The sequence below is a fragment of the Neobacillus sp. K501 genome, from assembly GCF_053749995.1.
Genome location: NZ_JBSLYA010000006.1, coordinates 116,232 through 135,254, shown reverse-complemented (window position 1 = coordinate 135,254; position 19,023 = coordinate 116,232). Strand labels below are relative to the sequence as shown.

20 protein-coding genes are annotated in these 19,023 nt (G+C 39.2%); 14 read left to right on the top strand and 6 right to left on the bottom strand.

Annotated features, from left to right (window positions below; genetic code table 11):
- Window positions 1-17: 17 nt before the first annotated feature.
- A complete protein-coding gene (locus ACWM35_RS15010; protein ID WP_454819603.1) occupies window positions 18-494 on the bottom strand; it encodes a redoxin domain-containing protein in 477 nt (158 codons plus the stop codon).
- 362 nt (window positions 495-856) lie between these two features.
- Between ACWM35_RS15010 and ACWM35_RS15005 the strand changes: the two genes are divergently transcribed.
- The 5 genes from ACWM35_RS15005 to ACWM35_RS14985 all read left to right on the top strand — a co-directional run bounded on the left by ACWM35_RS15005 (window position 857) and on the right by ACWM35_RS14985 (window position 5,194).
- Complete coding sequence (locus ACWM35_RS15005; RefSeq protein ID WP_454819602.1) at window positions 857-1,177, top strand: antibiotic biosynthesis monooxygenase; 321 nt, start codon at window positions 857-859, stop codon at window positions 1,175-1,177.
- A 104-nt stretch (window positions 1,178-1,281) separates the two neighbouring features.
- Entirely contained in the window at window positions 1,282-2,235 is a 954-nt protein-coding gene (locus ACWM35_RS15000) for an ABC transporter permease (RefSeq protein ID WP_454819601.1), read from the top strand.
- On the top strand, window positions 2,225-3,178 hold the full coding sequence (locus ACWM35_RS14995; RefSeq protein WP_454819600.1) for an iron chelate uptake ABC transporter family permease subunit: 954 nt from the start codon (window positions 2,225-2,227) through the stop codon (window positions 3,176-3,178). Before ACWM35_RS15000 ends, ACWM35_RS14995 begins: the two co-directional genes overlap by 11 nt.
- Window positions 3,175-3,942 carry an iron ABC transporter ATP-binding protein gene (locus ACWM35_RS14990; RefSeq protein ID WP_454819599.1) on the top strand — a complete coding sequence of 256 codons (768 nt, stop codon included), beginning with the start codon at window positions 3,175-3,177 and terminating at the stop codon, window positions 3,940-3,942. The genes ACWM35_RS14995 and ACWM35_RS14990 overlap by 4 nt, the downstream gene beginning before the upstream one ends.
- Before the next feature lie 229 nt (window positions 3,943-4,171).
- Window positions 4,172-5,194: a siderophore ABC transporter substrate-binding protein gene (locus ACWM35_RS14985; protein ID WP_454819598.1), complete on the top strand. Its 1,023-nt coding sequence runs from the start codon at window positions 4,172-4,174 to the stop codon at window positions 5,192-5,194.
- Between the two features lie 140 nt (window positions 5,195-5,334).
- Here the strand turns inward: ACWM35_RS14985 and ACWM35_RS14980 are convergent, their stop codons facing one another.
- Window positions 5,335-5,823: a hypothetical protein gene (locus ACWM35_RS14980; RefSeq protein ID WP_454819597.1), complete on the bottom strand. Its 489-nt coding sequence runs from the start codon at window positions 5,821-5,823 to the stop codon at window positions 5,335-5,337.
- Between the two features lie 217 nt (window positions 5,824-6,040).
- On the opposite strand from ACWM35_RS14980, the gene ACWM35_RS14975 reads away from it, so the two are divergent.
- From ACWM35_RS14975 to ACWM35_RS14940, 8 genes are all read left to right on the top strand, one after another.
- Entirely contained in the window at window positions 6,041-7,504 is a 1,464-nt protein-coding gene (locus ACWM35_RS14975) for a PAS domain-containing sensor histidine kinase (protein ID WP_454819596.1), read from the top strand.
- Between the two features lie 149 nt (window positions 7,505-7,653).
- Window positions 7,654-7,812, top strand: a complete 159-nt coding sequence (locus ACWM35_RS14970; protein WP_454819595.1) for a hypothetical protein — start codon at window positions 7,654-7,656, stop codon at window positions 7,810-7,812.
- Between the two features lie 165 nt (window positions 7,813-7,977).
- On the top strand, window positions 7,978-10,038 hold the full coding sequence (locus tag ACWM35_RS14965; protein ID WP_454819594.1) for a sensor histidine kinase: 2,061 nt from the start codon (window positions 7,978-7,980) through the stop codon (window positions 10,036-10,038).
- Window positions 10,039-10,692, top strand: coding sequence for a response regulator (locus tag ACWM35_RS14960; protein WP_454819593.1), 654 nt, complete (start codon window positions 10,039-10,041; stop codon window positions 10,690-10,692). It abuts the gene before it with no gap.
- A 139-nt stretch (window positions 10,693-10,831) separates the two neighbouring features.
- The gene (locus tag ACWM35_RS14955; RefSeq protein WP_454819592.1) at window positions 10,832-11,428 is read left to right on the top strand and encodes a hypothetical protein; all 597 of its coding nucleotides are present in this window, start codon (window positions 10,832-10,834) and stop codon (window positions 11,426-11,428) included.
- 217 nt (window positions 11,429-11,645) lie between these two features.
- On the top strand, window positions 11,646-12,740 hold the full coding sequence (locus tag ACWM35_RS14950; RefSeq protein WP_454819591.1) for a PfkB family carbohydrate kinase: 1,095 nt from the start codon (window positions 11,646-11,648) through the stop codon (window positions 12,738-12,740).
- Window positions 12,741-13,655, top strand: coding sequence for a pseudouridine-5'-phosphate glycosidase (locus tag ACWM35_RS14945; protein ID WP_454819590.1), 915 nt, complete (start codon window positions 12,741-12,743; stop codon window positions 13,653-13,655).
- A 120-nt stretch (window positions 13,656-13,775) separates the two neighbouring features.
- The gene (locus ACWM35_RS14940) at window positions 13,776-14,189 is read left to right on the top strand and encodes an acyl-CoA thioesterase (protein WP_454819589.1); all 414 of its coding nucleotides are present in this window, start codon (window positions 13,776-13,778) and stop codon (window positions 14,187-14,189) included.
- 27 nt (window positions 14,190-14,216) lie between these two features.
- Here the strand turns inward: ACWM35_RS14940 and ACWM35_RS14935 are convergent, their stop codons facing one another.
- Window positions 14,217-14,327: a methionine/alanine import family NSS transporter small subunit gene (locus tag ACWM35_RS14935; RefSeq protein ID WP_454819588.1), complete on the bottom strand. Its 111-nt coding sequence runs from the start codon at window positions 14,325-14,327 to the stop codon at window positions 14,217-14,219.
- Between the two features lies 1 nt (window position 14,328).
- Window positions 14,329-15,834, bottom strand: coding sequence for a sodium-dependent transporter (locus ACWM35_RS14930; protein ID WP_454819587.1), 1,506 nt, complete (start codon window positions 15,832-15,834; stop codon window positions 14,329-14,331).
- Between the two features lie 311 nt (window positions 15,835-16,145).
- Here ACWM35_RS14930 and ACWM35_RS14925 point away from each other — a divergent pair, with 311 nt between their 5' ends.
- The gene (locus tag ACWM35_RS14925; RefSeq protein ID WP_454819586.1) at window positions 16,146-17,465 is read left to right on the top strand and encodes an alkaline phosphatase; all 1,320 of its coding nucleotides are present in this window, start codon (window positions 16,146-16,148) and stop codon (window positions 17,463-17,465) included.
- A gap of 24 nt (window positions 17,466-17,489) precedes the next feature.
- Here ACWM35_RS14925 and ACWM35_RS14920 read toward each other — a convergent pair whose 3' ends face one another.
- Both ACWM35_RS14920 and ACWM35_RS14915 read right to left on the bottom strand, forming a co-directional pair.
- Window positions 17,490-18,197: an ABC transporter ATP-binding protein gene (locus tag ACWM35_RS14920; RefSeq protein WP_454819585.1), complete on the bottom strand. Its 708-nt coding sequence runs from the start codon at window positions 18,195-18,197 to the stop codon at window positions 17,490-17,492.
- Window positions 18,194-19,006 carry an ABC transporter permease gene (locus tag ACWM35_RS14915; protein ID WP_454819584.1) on the bottom strand — a complete coding sequence of 271 codons (813 nt, stop codon included), beginning with the start codon at window positions 19,004-19,006 and terminating at the stop codon, window positions 18,194-18,196. Before ACWM35_RS14915 ends, ACWM35_RS14920 begins: the two co-directional genes overlap by 4 nt.
- Between the last annotated feature and the right edge of the window lie 17 nt (window positions 19,007-19,023).

Below are 19,023 nucleotides of genomic sequence, written 5' to 3'. Positions count from 1 at the left end.
GGAGATGTCTTTTTTTATTAATGATTTAATTTTTCTAGCTCCGCGAATACGGCCTCGTAATCCTCTTTCTTATCAGCTTTGAAAGAGGTGTTTAAATAGGTGATGACTCCATCCTTATTCACAACAAACACCGAGCGGATAGCGACTTCGCCTTTTTCATTGAACACCTTATAGTCCTTTATCGTCTGTCTATGCCAATCAGATAATAAAGGATAGGGCAGCATGCTCATGCTTGCGGAAAAGACCTTGTGAGAATGAATATGATCAGCACTGATCCCTAACACTTCCGCTCCCAATTGTTCAAAACGTTTATAATCCTCTTTCCAAGAGGTAATTTCTTTAATTCAGCCAGGGGTAAAGTCCATGCCATAAAAAGCCACAACGACATTTTTCTTTCCTTTATAATCTGACAGTGAAATTGTCTCCTTTGTAGTAGCAGGTAAGGTAAAGGCGGGTGCAATCTCTCCAACTTTCAAAGTATCTTCCAAGGTCATTCCTCCACTTCTATAAAAATTCTTAGCGTAAAGTATGTTTTCCATTTTGGACGAATAATAGACGGATTTCTTTGTTCTTTTATCAAGGTAGAAAGAAAAAGTGCCATAATTAGGGAATATAATTGAAAGTAATTCTCAAGTAACGGTTGACTGGAAAATTCACAATGTTATAATCAAACTTAATAGCGGATGATAATCATTATCAGTGGTAAAGGTTTTGCCAGTGGCGATCATTATTTTCAGTATTTTTTTTATGTAATTAAGTGATAATTATTCTCACTTAATGCAAGATAGCTAGAAAGATAGATAGGATGAATAAAATAATAATCTATAAATATTAAAGAAGAATAGGGGATGTTAACGTGTTTGTTCAAATGAGAAAAACAGTTGTTACTGAAGGTAATGCAGAAAAGGTCGTTGAGCGTTTTGGTGGTAAAGGGTTAATTGAACAGCAAGAAGGATTTATTGATGCAACCGTCATGGTAAAAAAAGTTCGACGCGGCGATGAAGAGGTTGTAGTGATGATTAGGTGGGAATCAGAAGCACATTGGAAGCAATGGGAAAAAAGTGATGCCCATATTGCAGGCCATAAGGCAAAAATTGGTCAACCAAAACCTGAGTATGTCATCAGTTCAGATGGTGGCTTATACGAAGTAAAAACAGTCAAAAAAGCAGTAAAATAACTATTTTACATCTAAGATTTTCAATATCAGATAAAAAATTTTCACTTAGAATGATAATGGTTATCAATTGTCATGCTGAGAATAAACATATATGAGGATTACAAATGAGACTATGGATATTGATAATAGCAACGATCGTCCTGTCATTTGTATCGCTATTTATTGGTGCGATTGATATTAAGATTAGTGACTTGCTCGATTGGAATTCGGATAAGACACAAATTTTCCTAATCAGTCGAGTTCCTCGATTAATGGCGATTATTTTGGCAGGAGCAGGAATGAGTATTGCTGGCTTAATTATGCAATCTTTAAGTAGAAATAAATTTGTTTCACCCACGACTGCGGGTACATTAGATGCAGCGAAATTAGGGATTTTACTTTCCATGCTGTTTTTTCCTAACGTAACGTATACGCAGCAAATTATTTTTTGCTTTGCATTTGCTCTAGCCGGAACCTTTGTATTCATGCAAATTTTAGATCGTATCAAATTTAAAGATGCTATTTTCGTTCCCTTAATCGGGATTATGTACGGAAATATTTTATCAGCAATTACGACATTTTTTGGATATGAAGCAGACCTACTTCAAAATCTTTCATCCTGGTTAATGGGGAGCTTCACGTTAATGATTGCTGGCCGCTATGAGTTGTTGTACGTAAGTATTCCTGCGGTTATCTTAGCGTATCTTTATGCAAATAAATTTACAGTTGCAGGTATGGGGGAAGATTTTGCAAAAAACCTTGGATTAAGCTATAAGGCTGTGTTAAATATCGGTCTTATCCTTGTAGCCATTATTTCAACGACTGTTTTGCTGACGGTCGGAGTGATTCCATTTCTAGGATTAATCGTCCCTAATATTGTCTCTCTTTATTTGGGTGATAACCTTCGTAAAACGATTCCACATACAGCTGTGTTAGGGGTAGCCTTCCTATTAGTATGTGACATTTTGGGACGCATCATCGTTCACCCTTATGAGATTCCTGTTAACGTTACGGTAGCGGTAATCGGCAGTACGCTCTTCCTAATTATGCTATTAAGGGGGAAAGCGTATGCGAAATAGTACGAAATTGATGATATTAGCTGTAATTTCGATTGTTTGCATCCTGTTATATGCTTTTTATGATATTAAGGGAGGCTTTGATTACGCCTTCCCAAGACGGATGATTAAGATTACGGCGATGGTTGTAACTGGAATTGCGATCGCGTATTCAACCGTCGTATTCCAGACGATTACGCATAATCGAATTTTAACCCCTTCTGTTATGGGGCTTGACTCGATGTATCAAGTTGTCCAAACCTTAATTTACTTCTTTGCGGGTTCGATGTCCGTTTGGGTGTTAAATAAATATTTAAACTTTGGTGCAGCAATTTTTGCCATGGTATTGTTTGCCCTGATCCTATATCGATTTTTATTTCGGGCGGATAAGCATCCAATCTATTTACTGCTGTTAATCGGGATGATTTTAGGAACATTGTTAGGAAGCCTTGTGTCCTTCTTACAAGTATTGATTGATCCAGTAGAGTATTTGAGTTTGCAAAGCCGTCTATTCGCCACTTTTACTAACGTAAAGGCAGACTTATTATTAATTGCCATCGGTATTTTAGTCTTAGCATTTATTTACGGCTATTTCTTGATGGATAAGCTTGATGTTATGTCGCTTGGCCGTGAAAACGCGATTAACCTTGGTGTCAATTATGACGGTATGATCATGAAGGTATTAATTTTGTCGTCTATTTTAATTGCGACATCAACAGCGCTAGTGGGGCCAATCTTGTTTCTTGGTCTAATTGTCGCGAATCTTTCCTATCAATATTTAGTGTCGTATAAGCACTCTGTATTAATTTTAGGAGCAAGTTTACTTAGTATAATAGCGTTAGTAGGAGGACAGTTCCTCGTCGAACATATTCTTGAATTGAAGACAACGTTAAGTGTCATTATTAACTTTATCGGTGGTATTTACTTTATTTACTTATTATTAAAAGAAAGTAGGGCAGCAGGATGATTGAGATCAAGGGATTAACAAAGCGATTTGGTAAAAAGCCTGTTGTAGAAGATGTATCTGTCACGATCGAACCGGGGACGATTACATCGTTTATTGGACCGAATGGTGCTGGTAAATCGACACTTCTTTCAATGGTAAGCAGGTTGCTAGAATCAGATACAGGAGAGGTATTACTAGATAAAAATAATGTGAAAAAGTGGAAGTCTTCTGAGTTTTCGAAGCGCGTTTCGATTTTAAAGCAAGCAAACTTTATTAATGTTCGTTTATCGGTTCGTGAGCTTGTTTCCTTTGGACGCTATCCGTATTCAAAAGGACGACTTACCGCAGAAGACGAAAAGTTTGTTGATCAGGCGCTTGAATATATGAATTTAATGGATATGCAGGATAAATTATTAGATGAATTATCTGGCGGGCAAAAGCAGCGGGCTTTTATTGCCATGGTTATTGCACAAGACACGGACTATGTATTGTTGGATGAGCCTTTAAATAACTTAGATATGAAGCATTCCGTTCAAATTATGAAAATTTTACGGAAGCTAGTAGATGAACTTGGAAAGACGGTCGTTATCGTCCTTCACGATATTAACTTTGCGTCTGTTTATTCGGATCGTATTGTCGCGTTAAAAGACGGAAAGCTTGTAAAAAATGGGCCAACACATGAAATTATTAATTCGGATGCACTAAGGGATATTTACGATATGGAGATTCCTATTCAAGAACAAAATGGATGCCGGATTTGTGTTTACTTCAATTCTCATGCGTAAACCAGCATGATTAAAGCTGCCTAGAGGAAAGATTACTAGATTAACTGTTTTCTCTAGGCCTTTGTTTTATAACTATGCTTTTGATCTCTTGATTCGAAAAGTTAAATTCTAGAAAATATTTGCAATTATTGTTGACGGTGGAAATTTAGAACGGTATAATGAGAATTGTTATCAGTGATAATGATTATCATTATTGATTAAAAAGATACATAAAGGGAGAGAAACAAGAATGAAAAAATGGAAGTTTGCTAGTGCAATGTTAGCTTTAACTTTAATGCTATCTGCGTGTGGTTCTAGTGAAGAAACCACAACAGAGAAAAAGACTGAAGAGACTGCTTCAGAAACGAAAGCAGCGGAGGGAAAAGGTCCGGTTTATCCAATGACTGTATCTCCAACAGTTGCATCAGTTGAAGGCGAAAATCAAAGTGCAATTAATTTTGAGGATATTAAATTTGAAAAAATGCCAGAAAAAATCGCCGTATTTGATTATGGTTTCTTAGACACATTAGATGCTTTAGGTGTTGAAGGGATTGAAGGGGTTGCTAAAGATAATACCTTACCAGCTCACCTTGAAAAATATTCTGGAGATGAGTATAAAAGTGTTGGTGGTTTAAAAGAGCCATTACTAGAAGATATCGCTGAAATGGCACCAGATGTCATCTTTATTTCAGGCCGCCAATCTGCATTCTATGAAGAATTAAAGGAAATTGCTCCTGTCGTTTTCGTTGGTACTTCTGAAGATGACTATTGGAACACATTCTTAGCCTCTGTAGATCTAGCAGCTAAAATGTTTGGTAAGGAAGCGGAAGCGAAAGAGTACACTGCAAAGTTTGATACAGCTTTAGAAGAGATTAAAACTTTATCTGGTAACTATAAAACTTCATTAGTTACGATGTACAATGAAGGGAAATTAGCTGGTTTTGCTTCAAATTCTCGCTTTGGTTATATTTATGACATCTATGGTTTCAAACCAGTAACAGAGAATATTGAAGCTTCTTCACACGGTTCTAACTTCGGTTTTGAAGCAATTTTAGAATTCAACCCAGAAGTATTGTTTGTAATCGACCGTACAGCTGCTGTAGGTGGCGAATCTAACATCAAAGCTGATATGGAAAATGAAATTGTTAAGAAAACAGAAGCTTACAAAAATAAAAAAATTGTTTACTTAGATGGTCCGCTTTGGTACTTAAGTGGTGGCGGCTTACAATCTGAGCTTGAAAAGATTGAGGAAATTTTAGCAGAATTGAAATAGAACATCTTTGACCATAAGGTAATGCTAGCCCCCTTAGCGCCAAAACCTGGTTATGTCATTTATTAGATATATATGAAATAGAGGCTGACACTGAAACGTCATGATAGAAGACGATTTCGGTGCAGCCTCTTTTTAGGTCCTTATTTTTTCTCTAGCTCGACGTCATGATCCTTTGCTAATGCGTCAAGCTTCTTTTGATAATCCTCAATCAGCTGTTTTCCTTCGTTTAACAGTTGATTCGCCTCTTCAACAATACTGGCATCTTGTTTTTCAAGTGCTTCTACGACTTTTACAAATCCTTGATGCTGGAGATCGGCACCTTTTAGATAGATTTCATGTATTTCTTTTAGTTCATCCGTTTCAATCTTTACCGCCTCTAGTTCATCGAGAAATTCTGTGTAATTCGGGATGACATCATTTACTAAAGCGTCATACATGATTTGATCATCCTGATAATTGGCCCCCGAAACACCTTCATACGCTGCAATTGCCTTACTCTCTAACTCAGCCGCCGCTGTAGTCTCCTCATTTACATAATTCATAATATCATCCTGAACAGAATCCCCCAAACAACCTGACAGCACCAAAACAAAAACAAACATAACCACAGCCAACAAACGCTTCCCCATCACACACCACCTCCCACTCCACCAATATATGAACCACTGGAAGTCCACTATGTATCCAGTGGTTAGAAAAAAATGGAAAAGTGTCTGCCTGAGGTGGACAATGTCCACGAGTGGTGACAGGCACCGATTTTCACTGATTTTCAAAAGTTATTTTCATTTGTCGTACAATTCTGTAAGATATAAATATATTGATTCTGTTGTGTTTGGAGCGATTTTAATGGCCAAGTGTTTTCCGATTTTTGGGGATGAATGTGATCGTGATTTGTTTAATCCAGATGAGTTAATTGATTTGTTTCTTAATTGTACGGCTGATGGTATTGCGATTGTTGATATGGAGAATCGGTTTATTCGTGTGAATCAGATGTATACCAAGATTTTTGGATATACCGAGGAGGATATCATAGGGAGAAGCTTTGAGGAGTTTCCAAATCCGGATTCCGTCATAGAAATCGTATCAGAAGTGAAGATGGGCAGAGTATTTCAGAATATGGTTACCCAACGAAGTCATAAAGATGGACATATCCTCGATATTGCCGTTTCGTATTCACCTCTTCGAAATTCAAAGGGTCAGATTATTTCGATCATAGCTCTTTTTCGCGATATTACCGATATCATTTCAATGGAAAAAGAACTGAAGAAAACAAGAGAACTCTACAAATTGATTACGGAAAATACAACCGATTTAATAGGGGTATTTAATAAAGACACAACGATTGTCTACGTTTCTCCCTCCTATGAAGAAGTGGTGGGGATACCTCCTGAGGAAATAGTAGGGAAGAAAATAATAGAGTTTATTTCACCTGATGAAATAGAAGAACATAGTCGTGCATTCCAGAAACTGCTTGATACCGGAGAACCACAGCTCGTTCAAAAGAAAATGAAAACGGTCGATCAGGAGGATTTGTATGCGGAATACAATATTTCACCGATCTATAATGAACATGGAGAAATGGATTCGTTTGTCATTGTCGGAAGAAATATTACCGAAAGAATTAAAAATGATTTAGCGATGCGAAATTTAGATCGCCTTTCTATCATTGGTCAATTAGCCGCCGGAGTTGCACATGAAATTCGGAACCCGTTAACGTCGTTAAAGGGATTCTCGAAGCTTTTAAAATCGGCTTCTAGTAAGGAAAAACAAGAAAAATATTTATCCATTATATCAGAGGAACTAGACCGAATTGATATGATTGTCAATGAGTTTATGTCATTAGCAAAACCTCAAGCGATAAAATTTGAGCGTGGAAATCTAGTTTCTATTTTAAAAAGTACGGTGAATGTTTTAAACCCGCAAGCATTGCTCGATAATGTTCAATTACATATGAGTTATCATCAAGAGGATGATGTGGACCTCCTATGTTCACCCAATCAGCTTAAACAAGTATTTGTTAATATCCTGAAAAATGCGATTGAATCCATGCCTACTGGAGGAAAAATAGAAATCTCGATTCAAAAGTTGGAGAATAATAGAGTGGAGATCACCTTTGTCGATGAAGGTATGGGGATCGATGATGAACTACTTAGATATTTAGGCACGCCTTTTTACACAACGAAAGATAAGGGAATCGGTCTCGGCCTTACCGTCAGCAACAAGATTATTCAAGAACACAACGGTATAATGGAAATCATCAGTCAGCATGGAAGTGGAACAACCGTAAAAATAAACTTAGAACATATATAAAGGTGGATGGAAGGCTCTGAGCATTGTGCAGAGCCTTTTTATATTGCGGATACTTTATAAAAAAATCCATTAAATGCCTAACAATCTTTGTGCTCATTCATCATTTTATAAAGAGAGACAAGTATTTTTAATGATAGGGATGGATGAAGATGGCGAAAAGAAACCGAGGGAAAACACTGAGCCACCTGCCTTCCGGTGGAAGAGGAACCTGTCCGCTATGTGGCAGAACAAGAATAAAACTACTTTACCCGCATAAAACAGAAAACGATCAAACCATCAAGGTCTGCAAAAACTGCCGGCTTAAATAAAAAATGGGTGACAGGCACCAAAAATATACATATGTCCTCCTGGGGTGGACAGTGGTATGTTTAGGGTGTCTGGCTTTTTTTGTGGGTTTGAAGGAATTTTAGGCTGGGTGTGTAAATAGTTTAGATTAGGTAGATTATAGGAAATTTTTCAAAGGGGTACGGGTTATGGGCAGGGGTTTTCGGTGGATTTTTCTGTTTGTTTCTCATGGTGTTTGGTGGTACATTGCGGTTATTTCAGTAGCGTTGTTTCTTTATTCTGAGACGAAGGTGTATGATTGGCTGCTGCTGGTATGTAAGGGGAATAACTGTGCGGATTTATTCCTGCTCACTGCAGGGGAAGCGCATAGTCTACAATCCTATGGAATTTCGCTAACCTTCTATAGTAGTATTCTTACTGTTTTGTTACTCATCCAATTCCTGTCCTTTTTCGCGGTCGGCTGCTTACTTTATATATATGGGATGAGGGATCGTATTTGTTTGTACGCTTCACTCTTACTAATCGCTACGGGAACGATAATGAGTATTAGTAATCCAATCGTTTCCGGGGCGCCACAATTACAAAATATCTTGATGGTGGAAACCTTTGTCGGAGATCTTTATCTATTCTTTTTCTTTTTATTCCCAGATGGTCGGTTTATGCCAAGGTGGCTCGTCGTACCGGCTCTAATTGGATTCGCTGGGAATATTGGGACTTATTTTTTCTCGGGCTCACTGATCGACCCTGTTACCTGGCCGATGGCACTAAGAACAGGGACTTGGGTATCACTTCATCTTCTCGTTATTTTTTCGCAAATTTACCGTTATCGGCAAGCGGAAACGAAGCAGCTCAAAAGGCAAATTCGCTGGTTTGCCGTAAGTATGAGCGGATTTATTCTTTCGGTAGTAGCGTTGATATTGTCTTCAAATCTTAGTGATAATGGTCTTGTAAAATTAATGATGTGGTTCGTTTACTATTTGGCTCTTCTTTTTATGCCTTTTTCGATTGGAATTGCGATCTTAGAGCAGCGCCAGCGCAATTTATCGCTCGTTTTCAACCGCACCATCGTTTATACATTTGTAACGATATTCGTAATGGGCGTTTATGTATTGATTGTTGGATCACTAGGTTATCTACTAAACTATCAAAACAATATTTTTATTTCACTTTTGGCAACGGGGATTGTTGCTATTCTTTTTCAACCTTTACGGGAAAAAATACAAGCTTCTGTGAATCGGTTAGTATATGGCGATCGTGAGGACCCTTATAAAATATTATCCTCATTAACCGAACGATTAGAGTTAACGATGACAAATTCCTCGGTTCTGACCACGATCGTAGAGGAAGTGGCTAGGGCTCTTCGTCTTTCCTTTGCAGCGATTGAAATGAAGCGGGGGGAGAGATTCCAAAGAATCACATCATTTGGTGACGATAGTCAATGGAAAACTGAAATTCCTTTACAAATACAAGAAGAGTGTATTGGCAAGCTGATTGTTGGGGCGAAATCTTTACAAGAGACACTTCCTCCTGAAAAAATATATCTTTTAAACGATCTACTAAGACAAGTCACGGTTGCAGTACAAACGGTAAGGATTACAAATGAGCTGCACCGGTCGCGGATCAAGCTTGTCAGTTTAAGAGAAGAGGAAAGACGCAGGATGAGGCGTGATTTACATGACGGTCTTGGGGCTAGTCTAGCGAGTATCTCGTTAAAAATGGATACGCTTATTTTTCAAACTAAAGTGGAACAAGAAGTAAAAAGGAGATTCATAGCATTACAGGAACAGCTTCGTGCAGCTGTCGGAGATATTCGCCAATTGGTTTACAATTTGCGCCCGCCAGCATTAGATGAACTAGGGTTAATTTTTGCATTAGAGGAACTTTGCATCCAATATGAGGATAGTTCGGTCAAAGTAACATTGGAGGCACCTGAAATCGGCACTCCTCTTCATCCTGCGATTGAAGTCGCGGCTTACCGGATCGTCCAGGAGGCAATAACCAATGCGGTCAAGCACTCAAAAGGGTCATTATGTCATGTAACGCTAAGTACGGATGAAACTACTTTGATGATCACGATAAAAGATAATGGAATTGGTCTGGCCGCTGAACGGAAAAATGGTATTGGCCTACATTCAATGAGAGAACGTGCAGAAGAGGTTGATGGGCAATTTTTTATCCAAAAAGAAAAAGATTTAGGAACAACGCTCCAAGTGAAATTACCGCTTTGGAAGGAGGGCGAGTTAACTTAAATGAGAATTCTAATTGTTGAGGACCATCCGATGTTTAGAGATGGTTTACTTAAAATGTTAGAAACGGTAGAGGGATTTGATGTGGTGGGGGAGGCTGCATCGGGCGAGGAAGCATTGGAGCTTGCAGAACAACTGTATCCGGACATCGTATTAATGGATATTCATTTACCTAAGATGAGTGGGATTGAAGCGACCAAAAAGATTATTCATCAACAGGCGGATATCGGGATCCTCGTCTTAACGATGTATGACGATGACAGTTCGGTGTTTGCGGCTATGAGGGCTGGGGCAAGAGGATATCTTTTAAAAGAAGCCAATCGTAATGAGATCATCAGAGCGATTCAAGCCGTCGGAGAAGGGGAGGCTATCTTTAGTCCTGCGATTGCCCGAAGGATGATGTATTATTTTGAGGCAAAATCGAAGCTTTCCAAGGCGCAGGCTATGGTTTTTCCACAACTAACCGACAGAGAACGGGAAGTACTTGACCATATTGCCAGAGGAAAAAATAATGGTGATATTGCCAAGTGCCTTGATTTAAATCAAAAAACAGTCCGAAATCATGTTTCAAATATCTTAAGTAAACTGCATGCCAGCGACCGTGCTCATGCAATTATTATGGCAAGAGAAGCTGGGCTGGGAAAAGACTGTGAATAAATATCTGGAAGGAACTCAATTCATATTGGGTTCTTTTTTATTTAAAAACTTCCCGGCCTAGTCGGGACAGTGGTCACAGGACGCTGGGACGCCGGGATTGATACAGTAAGGTTAATAAAACGAAAGGAAGTTGATTCAAATGACATGGAATAAAGTGATTCGTTTGTTAGCCATTTTCAGTATCATCGGAGGTTTTTTCCGTGCTCTCATGTGTCCATTGGCATTAGTTTGGGGTATGAATAGTCCGCAGGAATTAATCGCAGGCGTGCTGGGAACGGTATTCATGGGATTGGGTATTTTTGGATTGTATTTTTCGCATCAAAAGGAATTTGGCAAATTAGGTTTTACAGCCTTTATCCTATATGCTCTTGGAAGCTTTATCCTTATGGGAATGGTGTTTACTACATTGGTTTTTGCGGTACATGATCCGAAGGTATTGCAGATGGATATGCCGCCGCTGCCGATTTTGGTTGCTAGTCCATTAATGATGCTCACGATTATGCTTTCAATGATATTACTCGGCATTTCCGTTCTAAGGACTAAAATTTTCTCCGCTGCTCCGGCAATCCTCCTTATTGTAGCACCGATTCTAAATTTTATCCCAGTGATGGGGGACTTTTCCGTGCTAGCCTGGGGTATCCCGTTCATGTGGTTTGGCTTTGAAGTATTCAAGAAAACAAAAGACAGCTCTGTCATAACATCTATAGAAGCGCCTCAGCTTCACACAAGAGGATAACACACAAAAGGCATCCACTTAATCGTGAGATGCCTTTTGTCGTTCGTTCAGAAAAATAACACTGTCCGCCTCAGGTGGACAAAATGGCTTAAATGTCCACGGGTGGTGACAGGCACCAATGTATAAACTATTTAAATGATGGTTGACTTTTGGATTTGTGAGGTGTACGATATAAACATAAGTTTAATTCATAAACAAATGTTTGCGAGGTGAGTGTGTGACGGATAAGGAACAATTGATAGTGGAGTTGATCCGCAAGAATCCATATGTTTCACAGCAGGAGTTGGCGGAGAGTTTAGGTTTATCTCGTCCTTCCGTTGCGAATATGATTTCCGGATTGATTCGAAAAGGAAATATTTTAGGCAGGGCCTATATTTTAAATGAATCACAGCAAATCATTTGTATTGGCGGCGCCAATGTGGACCGGAAATTACATGTGAAGGAAAAAGCTCATCTTGGCACTTCGAATCCGGCCGCGTCCACGCAAAGTGTTGGTGGAGTTTCTCGAAATATCGCAGAGAATCTTGGGCGCCTTGGTAAGGATGTGACATTATTAACTGCAAGTGGTGCGGACAGTGATTGGTCGTTCATTGCCGACTCGTCTTCTCTGTATATGAACCTTGACCAAGTAGCCCAAATTCCTGGGATGGCGACGGGCTCCTATACAGCGGTTTTAGATAATGAGGGAGAATTAATCATTGCCTTAGCAGATATGGAAGTGTACGAGTCCATTACCCCGGACTGGCTCCGTAAACATGATATTTTATTAAGTCGGGCACAATGTATCGTTGCCGACCTTAATTGCCCGAAGGAAACACTACAATTTTTATGTCATTTTGCTAAAAATCATGAACGGCCTATCGTGTTAATCCCGGTGTCCTCACCAAAAATGAACCGATTACCGGATGATTTAGAAGGTGTTACCTGGTTAATTACAAATCGCGATGAGTCGGAGATGTTTTTAAACACAGAGATTCATACCGAAGAGCAGTGGAAGCAAGCACTGGAAAAATGGCTCTTACTTGGTATCGAAAATGTCGTTATCACCAATGGAAAAAAAGGCGCAATGATCGGAAACAAACAGGAAGGGATTTTTCATATTCCTTCTATTGAAACAAAGGAAATTGTTGATGTTACAGGGGCAGGGGATGCATTTTCTTCAGCAGTCATCTATTCATGGCTTGAGGGGAAAAAGCTCAGCGATATTGCGAAAGCCGGTGCCGTAAATGCTAGTAAAACATTACAATCTCCCTATACAGTTCGTCACGATTTATCTGCAGCACAACTTCAAAAAGACATGGAGGAATTATAGATGCAACAATATATCACATTATCAGAAGAAGTACGTACAGCAAAGGAACAGGGAAAACCGATTGTCGCTCTTGAATCCACGATTATTTCACACGGTATGCCTTACCCGCAAAATGTTAAAACTGCACGTGAGGTAGAACAAATTATTCGTGACAACGGTGCTGTTCCGGCAACGATTGCTATTTTAGACGGAAAAATAAAAATCGGTTTATCAGATGAAGAGCTTGAAATGTTTGGGAAAAGTTCAGATGTTGCCAAAGCATCACGCCGAGACTTAGCATATTTAATTGCTACAAAGCAAAAAGGAGCAACAACCGTTGCGGCAACAATGATCTGTGCAGAATTGGCTGATATTAACATATTCGTTACGGGCGGAATTGGCGGAGCTCACCGCGGAGCAGAAACAACAATGGATATTTCTGCTGACTTAGAAGAACTTGCGCAAACCAATGTGGCAGTTATCTGTGCCGGTGCAAAGTCGATTTTAGACCTAGGTTTAACGATGGAATACCTTGAAACGAAGGGTGTACCAGTAATTGGCTACCAAACAGATGTCCTTCCGGCGTTTTACACTCGGACAAGTCAATATGCCGTAAACTTCCGAGCGGATGACGTTGAAACGATTGCTGCAACATTAAAAACGAAATGGGATCTTAATTTACATGGCGGAGCAGTCATTGCAAACCCAATTCCTGAAGAACATGCAATGGATGAAAAAACAATCACCGATGTGATCGAAACAGCACTGAAGGAAGCGGAAGAGAACAACATTGCCGGAAAAGATGTTACTCCATTCCTTTTAGGAAAAGTAAAAGAACTTACCGGTGGAAAAAGCTTAGAATCAAACATTGAACTTGTAAAAAACAACGCAGTTGTCGGTGCGAAACTTGCAGTCAGCTTCTTTTCACAAAAATAATTAAACGAGCCTGGTTCCTAGTTGAGCCAGGCTTTGCTATTTTAGGAAAAATGAAGGTATTGAAGGATGAATATCGAATAGTTTCATATATGTAGATGTTTACGAGAGAGAGGAATGAAAATGGCTTTTTCAGAAATGGAAATTATCGCTGAATCGAGTAAGTTTCATGTGAGTAATGTTCAGATGTATCAGTATTTAGATGAGGCACGAAAGGATTGGTATCAATACTGCATTTCAGTTGGTGTCGAAGCAGTATTAGTACATATAGGCGCAGATTTTAAAAAGGAAATTTTCAATCAGGATCTGCTCCGAATCCGAACGTGGCTTGAAAGGGTAGGAAATACTAGCTTCACTCTCAAGCAGACAGTCATGAACCAGGGAGATGATCTTATTGTTTCAGCTGAAGTAGTACTTGCAACCATTGATCGTGAAAAAAGAACAAAAGTCCGCGTCCCGAATGAAGTCAGGAGTCTTTTGAATGACCCTTCTGCTTTGGATATAAATGTGATAAATAGAGTATTAAAAAAATCCTAGGTTTGTCTAGGATTTTTTTAATCGAGATTATGATTTTGCTTTTTTGGATACTCGTACCGCGTTGTAGACGCTGGCTGCTAAGCCGCCCCATAGGATGATCATTCCGATTATCATCATTGTTATGGCACTTGCTGACATGTTAAGCAACCTCCCTTTTCTCGTCTAATGCTGTATTCGATTTCCATTTTTTGAAGGACAATAGTACTCCAATTATGATGCTTGCAGCAACTACGAACAACCCTGCGTACATGATCAACTCTGTTGGATACCCTTCATAATTTTCTTTTAAGTTTTGACGGATGTTGTCAAACATCATATAACCAAGGACCACTGGCGTTACAACTGTTAAGCAAATTTTCCACCATGCTCCAATGCGCAGGTCAGAAACGGCATTTGCATGAGCTTGTATACCACCAAGACCTTTAAAGAACCAAGCAATTAATAGCACTTCCACTAAACCTGCTGTTACGACACCAAAGTTATTGATAAAATAGTCCACGACGTCTAGGAAGTATAGACCGCCATTTGTTGCAAAAAGCAGGGAAATGGCAGTCGCAACTAAACCACTTGATAGTACAGCTTTTGTCCGGGATACTTTGAACTTATCTTGAATTCCTGCAACGAAGGTTTCTACGATGGAGATCAGAGAAGTCATTCCTGCAAAAACAAGGGAAAGGAAGAACAATACTCCGAAAAATCCGTTCATACCAGGAAATTCGTTAATAATGCTTGGGAATACAACAAAGGCTAAACCAATACCGCTGCTTACTACTTCTTCAACAGCCACTCCTTGCTGATTTGCCATAAAACCAAGAGCAGCGAAAACTCCAATACCGGCAATTAACTCAAACCCTGAATTAGCAAATGCCGTAATGAAGGCATTGTTATTGATATCTGATTTTTTTGGTAGATAACTAGAATAAGTTAACATAATTGCAAAGCCAATAGACAATGAGAAGAAAATTTGCCCGTAGGCAGCAATCCAAACTTTTCCGCTAAAAATCAAATCCCAGTTTGGTTTGAAAAAGGCATTTAATCCTTGTGCTGCACCATCAAGAGTGATGGCACGAACAACGATGATTAAAAACATAACAACAAGAGTAGGAAGGAAGATCTTATTTAGTTTTTCAATCCCCTTAGATACTCCGCGGTATAAAACAAAAAGGGTAACAGCCCATACAAATAGCAAAGGAATGACGATGCCAGGTACTAATCCGCCAATCGTTCCAGGTTTTTCAGCTAGCTTTAAAACATCACCGAATAAAAAACTTCCAGGGTCTGAACCCCATTGAGTACCAAATGAATAAATCGTATATTTTACAGCCCATGCGATAATTACCGCATAATAAGTACAGATGACGAAGGAGATTAATAGCTGCCACCAGCCAAGCCATTCAGCTTTTTTATTTAGACGAAAGAGTGAGAGTGGTGCGGAACCTCTATATTTATGACCGATCGTGAATTCTAAGATTAAAATCGGAATACCAGCTGTTAAAATCGCAAACAGGTAAGGTAAGAAAAATGCCCCTCCTCCGTTTTCATAAGCAACTGCTGGAAACCTCCAAATATTTCCTAAACCGACGGCGGATCCAACCGCTGCCATGATAAAACCGTAACGTGACCCCCATTGTTGACGTTGTTCCATAAGATGACCTCCAATAAATCTATCTTTTATAAAAATTCAGATAATTATTTCGTTATCTTAATATATCTTCTTTTTTTTGAAATGTCAAACTACTTGATAGATTTTTGTCGAATTTTTGCATAATCACACCGTATATCAGGGAAAAAACTAGGTTTAGAAGACAATTAATCACTATTGGTGTGAATTTCAATAACTTTTATTTCAACCGTGGATAGCAATGATTTTTAAAAAGAATACATAATAGTTTGGGATAAATTTATATATAGAAGGAAAACTTAGGGAGAAAACTTTCAAATTCGGGGGCTATTCATATGTTCATGTTAAAAAGACTTCTATCTATTTCTCTCCTCACCGTTTTAGTTTTTTCATCTCTTCCGAGGGAGTATGAAGCTGAAGGAAAGGTGAAAAATATCATTTTTCTAATCGGTGATGGAATGGGTGTTTCTTATACCTCTGGATATCGATACTTTAAGGATGATTCCAAAACAAAGAATATTGATCCTACTTTACTCGACAAATACTTAGTTGGACAGCAATCTACCTACCCAAATGATCCGAACCATAACATCACAGATTCAGCGGCTTCAGCTACGGCGATGGCCACAGGTGTTAAAACCTATAATAGTGCGATCTCGGTAGGAAAGGATCATCGGAAACTGAAAACCGTGCTGGAGTCTGCCAAGGAAAAGGGGAAGGCTACGGGACTGGTTGCAACAGCGCAAATCACTCACGGGACACCAGCGGCCTTTGGCTCCCACACCACTGACCGTAACAACATGGGGGGGATTGCTGACGATTATTATGATGAAAGGATTAATGGAAATCATAAAATCGATGTATTGCTTGGGGGAGGTTCTGCGTTGTTCCTCCGGAAGGACCGAAATCTTGTCCAAGAATTTGAAAGAGACGGATATAGCTATGTTAGAGATTTACATGAATTAACACAGGACAAAAATAGTCAGGTGCTAGGTCTGTTTTCAAAAGCCGGGATGCCGAAAATGCTCGACCGTCCAAATAGTATTCCCTCATTGGCTGATATGACGGTATCAGCGATTGAGAGATTGAAGCAAAACCCTAACGGCTTTTTTCTGATGGTTGAAGGCAGTCAGATTGATTGGGCGGCTCACGACAATGATATTGTCGGTGTCATGAGTGAAATGGAGGATTTCGAAAAAGCGTTCCAAGAGGCGATTAATTTCGCCAAACTAGATGGTGAAACTCTGGTAGTGGCAACGGCGGACCATTCAACAGGGGGATTCACAATTGGTGCGAGGGGCGAGTACAATTGGTTTAGTGAAGTATTAAAAGCAGTAAAACGTACCCCGGATTATATTGCTAGAGAAATTATGAACGGTGCGGATGTGAAAAACACACTAACAAAATATATTAAGTTTGAATTAACTTCGGAAGAAATTATATCCGTCAAAGCCGCTGCAAGAAAACAAAAAGCATCCGAAATTGACCGCGTAATCGAACAAATCATCAACGCCCGAACCTTCACAGGTTGGACAACTAAAGGACACACAGGGGAAGACGTAAACGTCTACGCCTTCGGACCTGAGAGTCACCGATTCACAGGACAAATCGACAACACCGATCATGCCAGAATCATTTTTGACATTCTGAAATAAGATCAGCCGTTGTTATGGTTAAAATTATGATTGTTTTCGATATAATTGAAACAAGTCACCCATAAATTTATTTGGGTTACGGTGATCATTTGTTAGCGAAGTGAGGATTTTGCCGTCTTCCATGAACAAAATGCGGTCCGCCGTTTCTGCGGCAACGTCCATCATATGAGTTGAAAAAATGACCGTTGTCCCACTGTTTTTTATATCGATTAGAAGTGTAATAAAAATATCAATCCAAAAAGGATCCAGACCGTTTGTAGGCTCATCCAATATTAAAACAGCTGGTTGTGACAGCCAAGCCTGCCCAAATAGAAGTCTTTGTCGCATCCCTTTCGATAACTGTTTATTTCGGGTATGTCTTTTTTCCTCCAAACCAAGTATTTGAATAACCTCCATAACTCGCGAGGGAGATATTTTTCTAAATGCAGCGTAAAAATTTAAAAATTCTTCGACTGTCAGGTTCTCTTGGGCAAAAAATTCATCAGGCATATAGCCAATTAACGATAAATACTGCTTCCTATTTTTGAGAATATCAATATCTTTAATCCTTACGGTACCCTGACCAGGTGAAGAAATACCAGCAATAATTGAAAGTAAAGTACTCTTTCCTGCACCATTTCCCCCACAAAGGGCAATGCACTCTCCAGCGGCTGCTTTTAATGTAATAGGGTGAAGGGCGGTTTTGGTTTTAAAAATTTTCGTTGCATTTATTATTTCGAGATGGGTTGTCATCGCAGCTGCCTCCTTCTCAAGATGAAGAATGATAGAGCAACCAATACAATGTGGTAGCTAATAAGATATGCCAAGAGAATAAACCAGCTGACGCCAGATTGAAATAGTTGGACAATCGAATCATAGGATTGGCCAAATATGGAACCGCTGTCCCATTTGCTGATAAGAAACACCCTCAGAAACTCAGCCGGATTTAACATCATGGCAACCTTCATTAACACTTCAATCATTGGGTAAGGGAGCAATCCTAAAACGGCAATAAGTGCTGTCGGCCAAATCATAATAAGGAAGAACCAGGTTGCTACCGTCATTGTTAAGGCTTTCCATCTCGTTTTGACTAAGCTGCCTAGAAAGATCCCAAGTATCAGAAAGATAAAGATGAGTAGTAACGAGAAAAGATAAATACCGAGCAGCCATTCTATGGATAACTCGATGCCTGACACCAATCCGATTGCCATGCTGATTCCAAAACTAAGGGTAAAAATGATTGCTTGGGCGGTAAACAACCCCGTGAATTTTCCATATAAGTAGGTTGGGATACTGATAGGATAGGTAAATAACAGGTCCCATTGTCCGTTTTCAAATTCATTTGTAATCGAGAAAGAGCCGATAATCATCATAAATAAGGGAAGTAAATAGAGAATAATATTAACAATGGTGCCGGTTATATTGGTATAGCCAGATAAACTACGATTGTTTCCTTCTAGCAAAAATAAGAGCGAAAAAACAGTAACCCATAGGAGTAAAAAAGAGTAATAGGACCGCTGCCTGGTCATTATCTTCCATTCAGAAAACCATAAATTTAACATATAATGACTTCCTTTCA

Excerpts from the sequence above, each read along its gene's own strand:
- ACWM35_RS15000 (WP_454819601.1), top strand. The coding sequence starts at position 1,282 with ATGAGACTATGGATATTGATAATAGCAACGATCGTCCTGTCATTTGTA.
- ACWM35_RS14930 (WP_454819587.1), bottom strand. The coding sequence starts at position 15,834 with ATGGAACAACGTCAACAATGGGGGTCACGTTACGGTTTTATCATGGCA.
- ACWM35_RS14980 (WP_454819597.1), bottom strand. The coding sequence starts at position 5,823 with ATGGGGAAGCGTTTGTTGGCTGTGGTTATGTTTGTTTTTGTTTTGGTG.
- ACWM35_RS14920 (WP_454819585.1), bottom strand. The coding sequence starts at position 18,197 with ATGACAACCCATCTCGAAATAATAAATGCAACGAAAATTTTTAAAACC.
- ACWM35_RS14925 (WP_454819586.1), top strand. The coding sequence starts at position 16,146 with ATGTTCATGTTAAAAAGACTTCTATCTATTTCTCTCCTCACCGTTTTA.
- ACWM35_RS14935 (WP_454819588.1), bottom strand. The coding sequence starts at position 14,327 with ATGTCAGCAAGTGCCATAACAATGATGATAATCGGAATGATCATCCTA.
- ACWM35_RS14945 (WP_454819590.1), top strand. The coding sequence starts at position 12,741 with ATGCAACAATATATCACATTATCAGAAGAAGTACGTACAGCAAAGGAA.
- ACWM35_RS14955 (WP_454819592.1), top strand. The coding sequence starts at position 10,832 with ATGACATGGAATAAAGTGATTCGTTTGTTAGCCATTTTCAGTATCATC.
- ACWM35_RS14995 (WP_454819600.1), top strand. The coding sequence starts at position 2,225 with ATGCGAAATAGTACGAAATTGATGATATTAGCTGTAATTTCGATTGTT.
- ACWM35_RS14940 (WP_454819589.1), top strand. The coding sequence starts at position 13,776 with ATGGCTTTTTCAGAAATGGAAATTATCGCTGAATCGAGTAAGTTTCAT.
- ACWM35_RS14975 (WP_454819596.1), top strand. The coding sequence starts at position 6,041 with ATGGCCAAGTGTTTTCCGATTTTTGGGGATGAATGTGATCGTGATTTG.
- ACWM35_RS14990 (WP_454819599.1), top strand. The coding sequence starts at position 3,175 with ATGATTGAGATCAAGGGATTAACAAAGCGATTTGGTAAAAAGCCTGTT.
- ACWM35_RS14985 (WP_454819598.1), top strand. The coding sequence starts at position 4,172 with ATGAAAAAATGGAAGTTTGCTAGTGCAATGTTAGCTTTAACTTTAATG.
- ACWM35_RS14970 (WP_454819595.1), top strand. The coding sequence starts at position 7,654 with ATGGCGAAAAGAAACCGAGGGAAAACACTGAGCCACCTGCCTTCCGGT.
- ACWM35_RS14960 (WP_454819593.1), top strand. The coding sequence starts at position 10,039 with ATGAGAATTCTAATTGTTGAGGACCATCCGATGTTTAGAGATGGTTTA.
- ACWM35_RS14915 (WP_454819584.1), bottom strand. The coding sequence starts at position 19,006 with ATGTTAAATTTATGGTTTTCTGAATGGAAGATAATGACCAGGCAGCGG.
- ACWM35_RS14965 (WP_454819594.1), top strand. The coding sequence starts at position 7,978 with ATGGGCAGGGGTTTTCGGTGGATTTTTCTGTTTGTTTCTCATGGTGTT.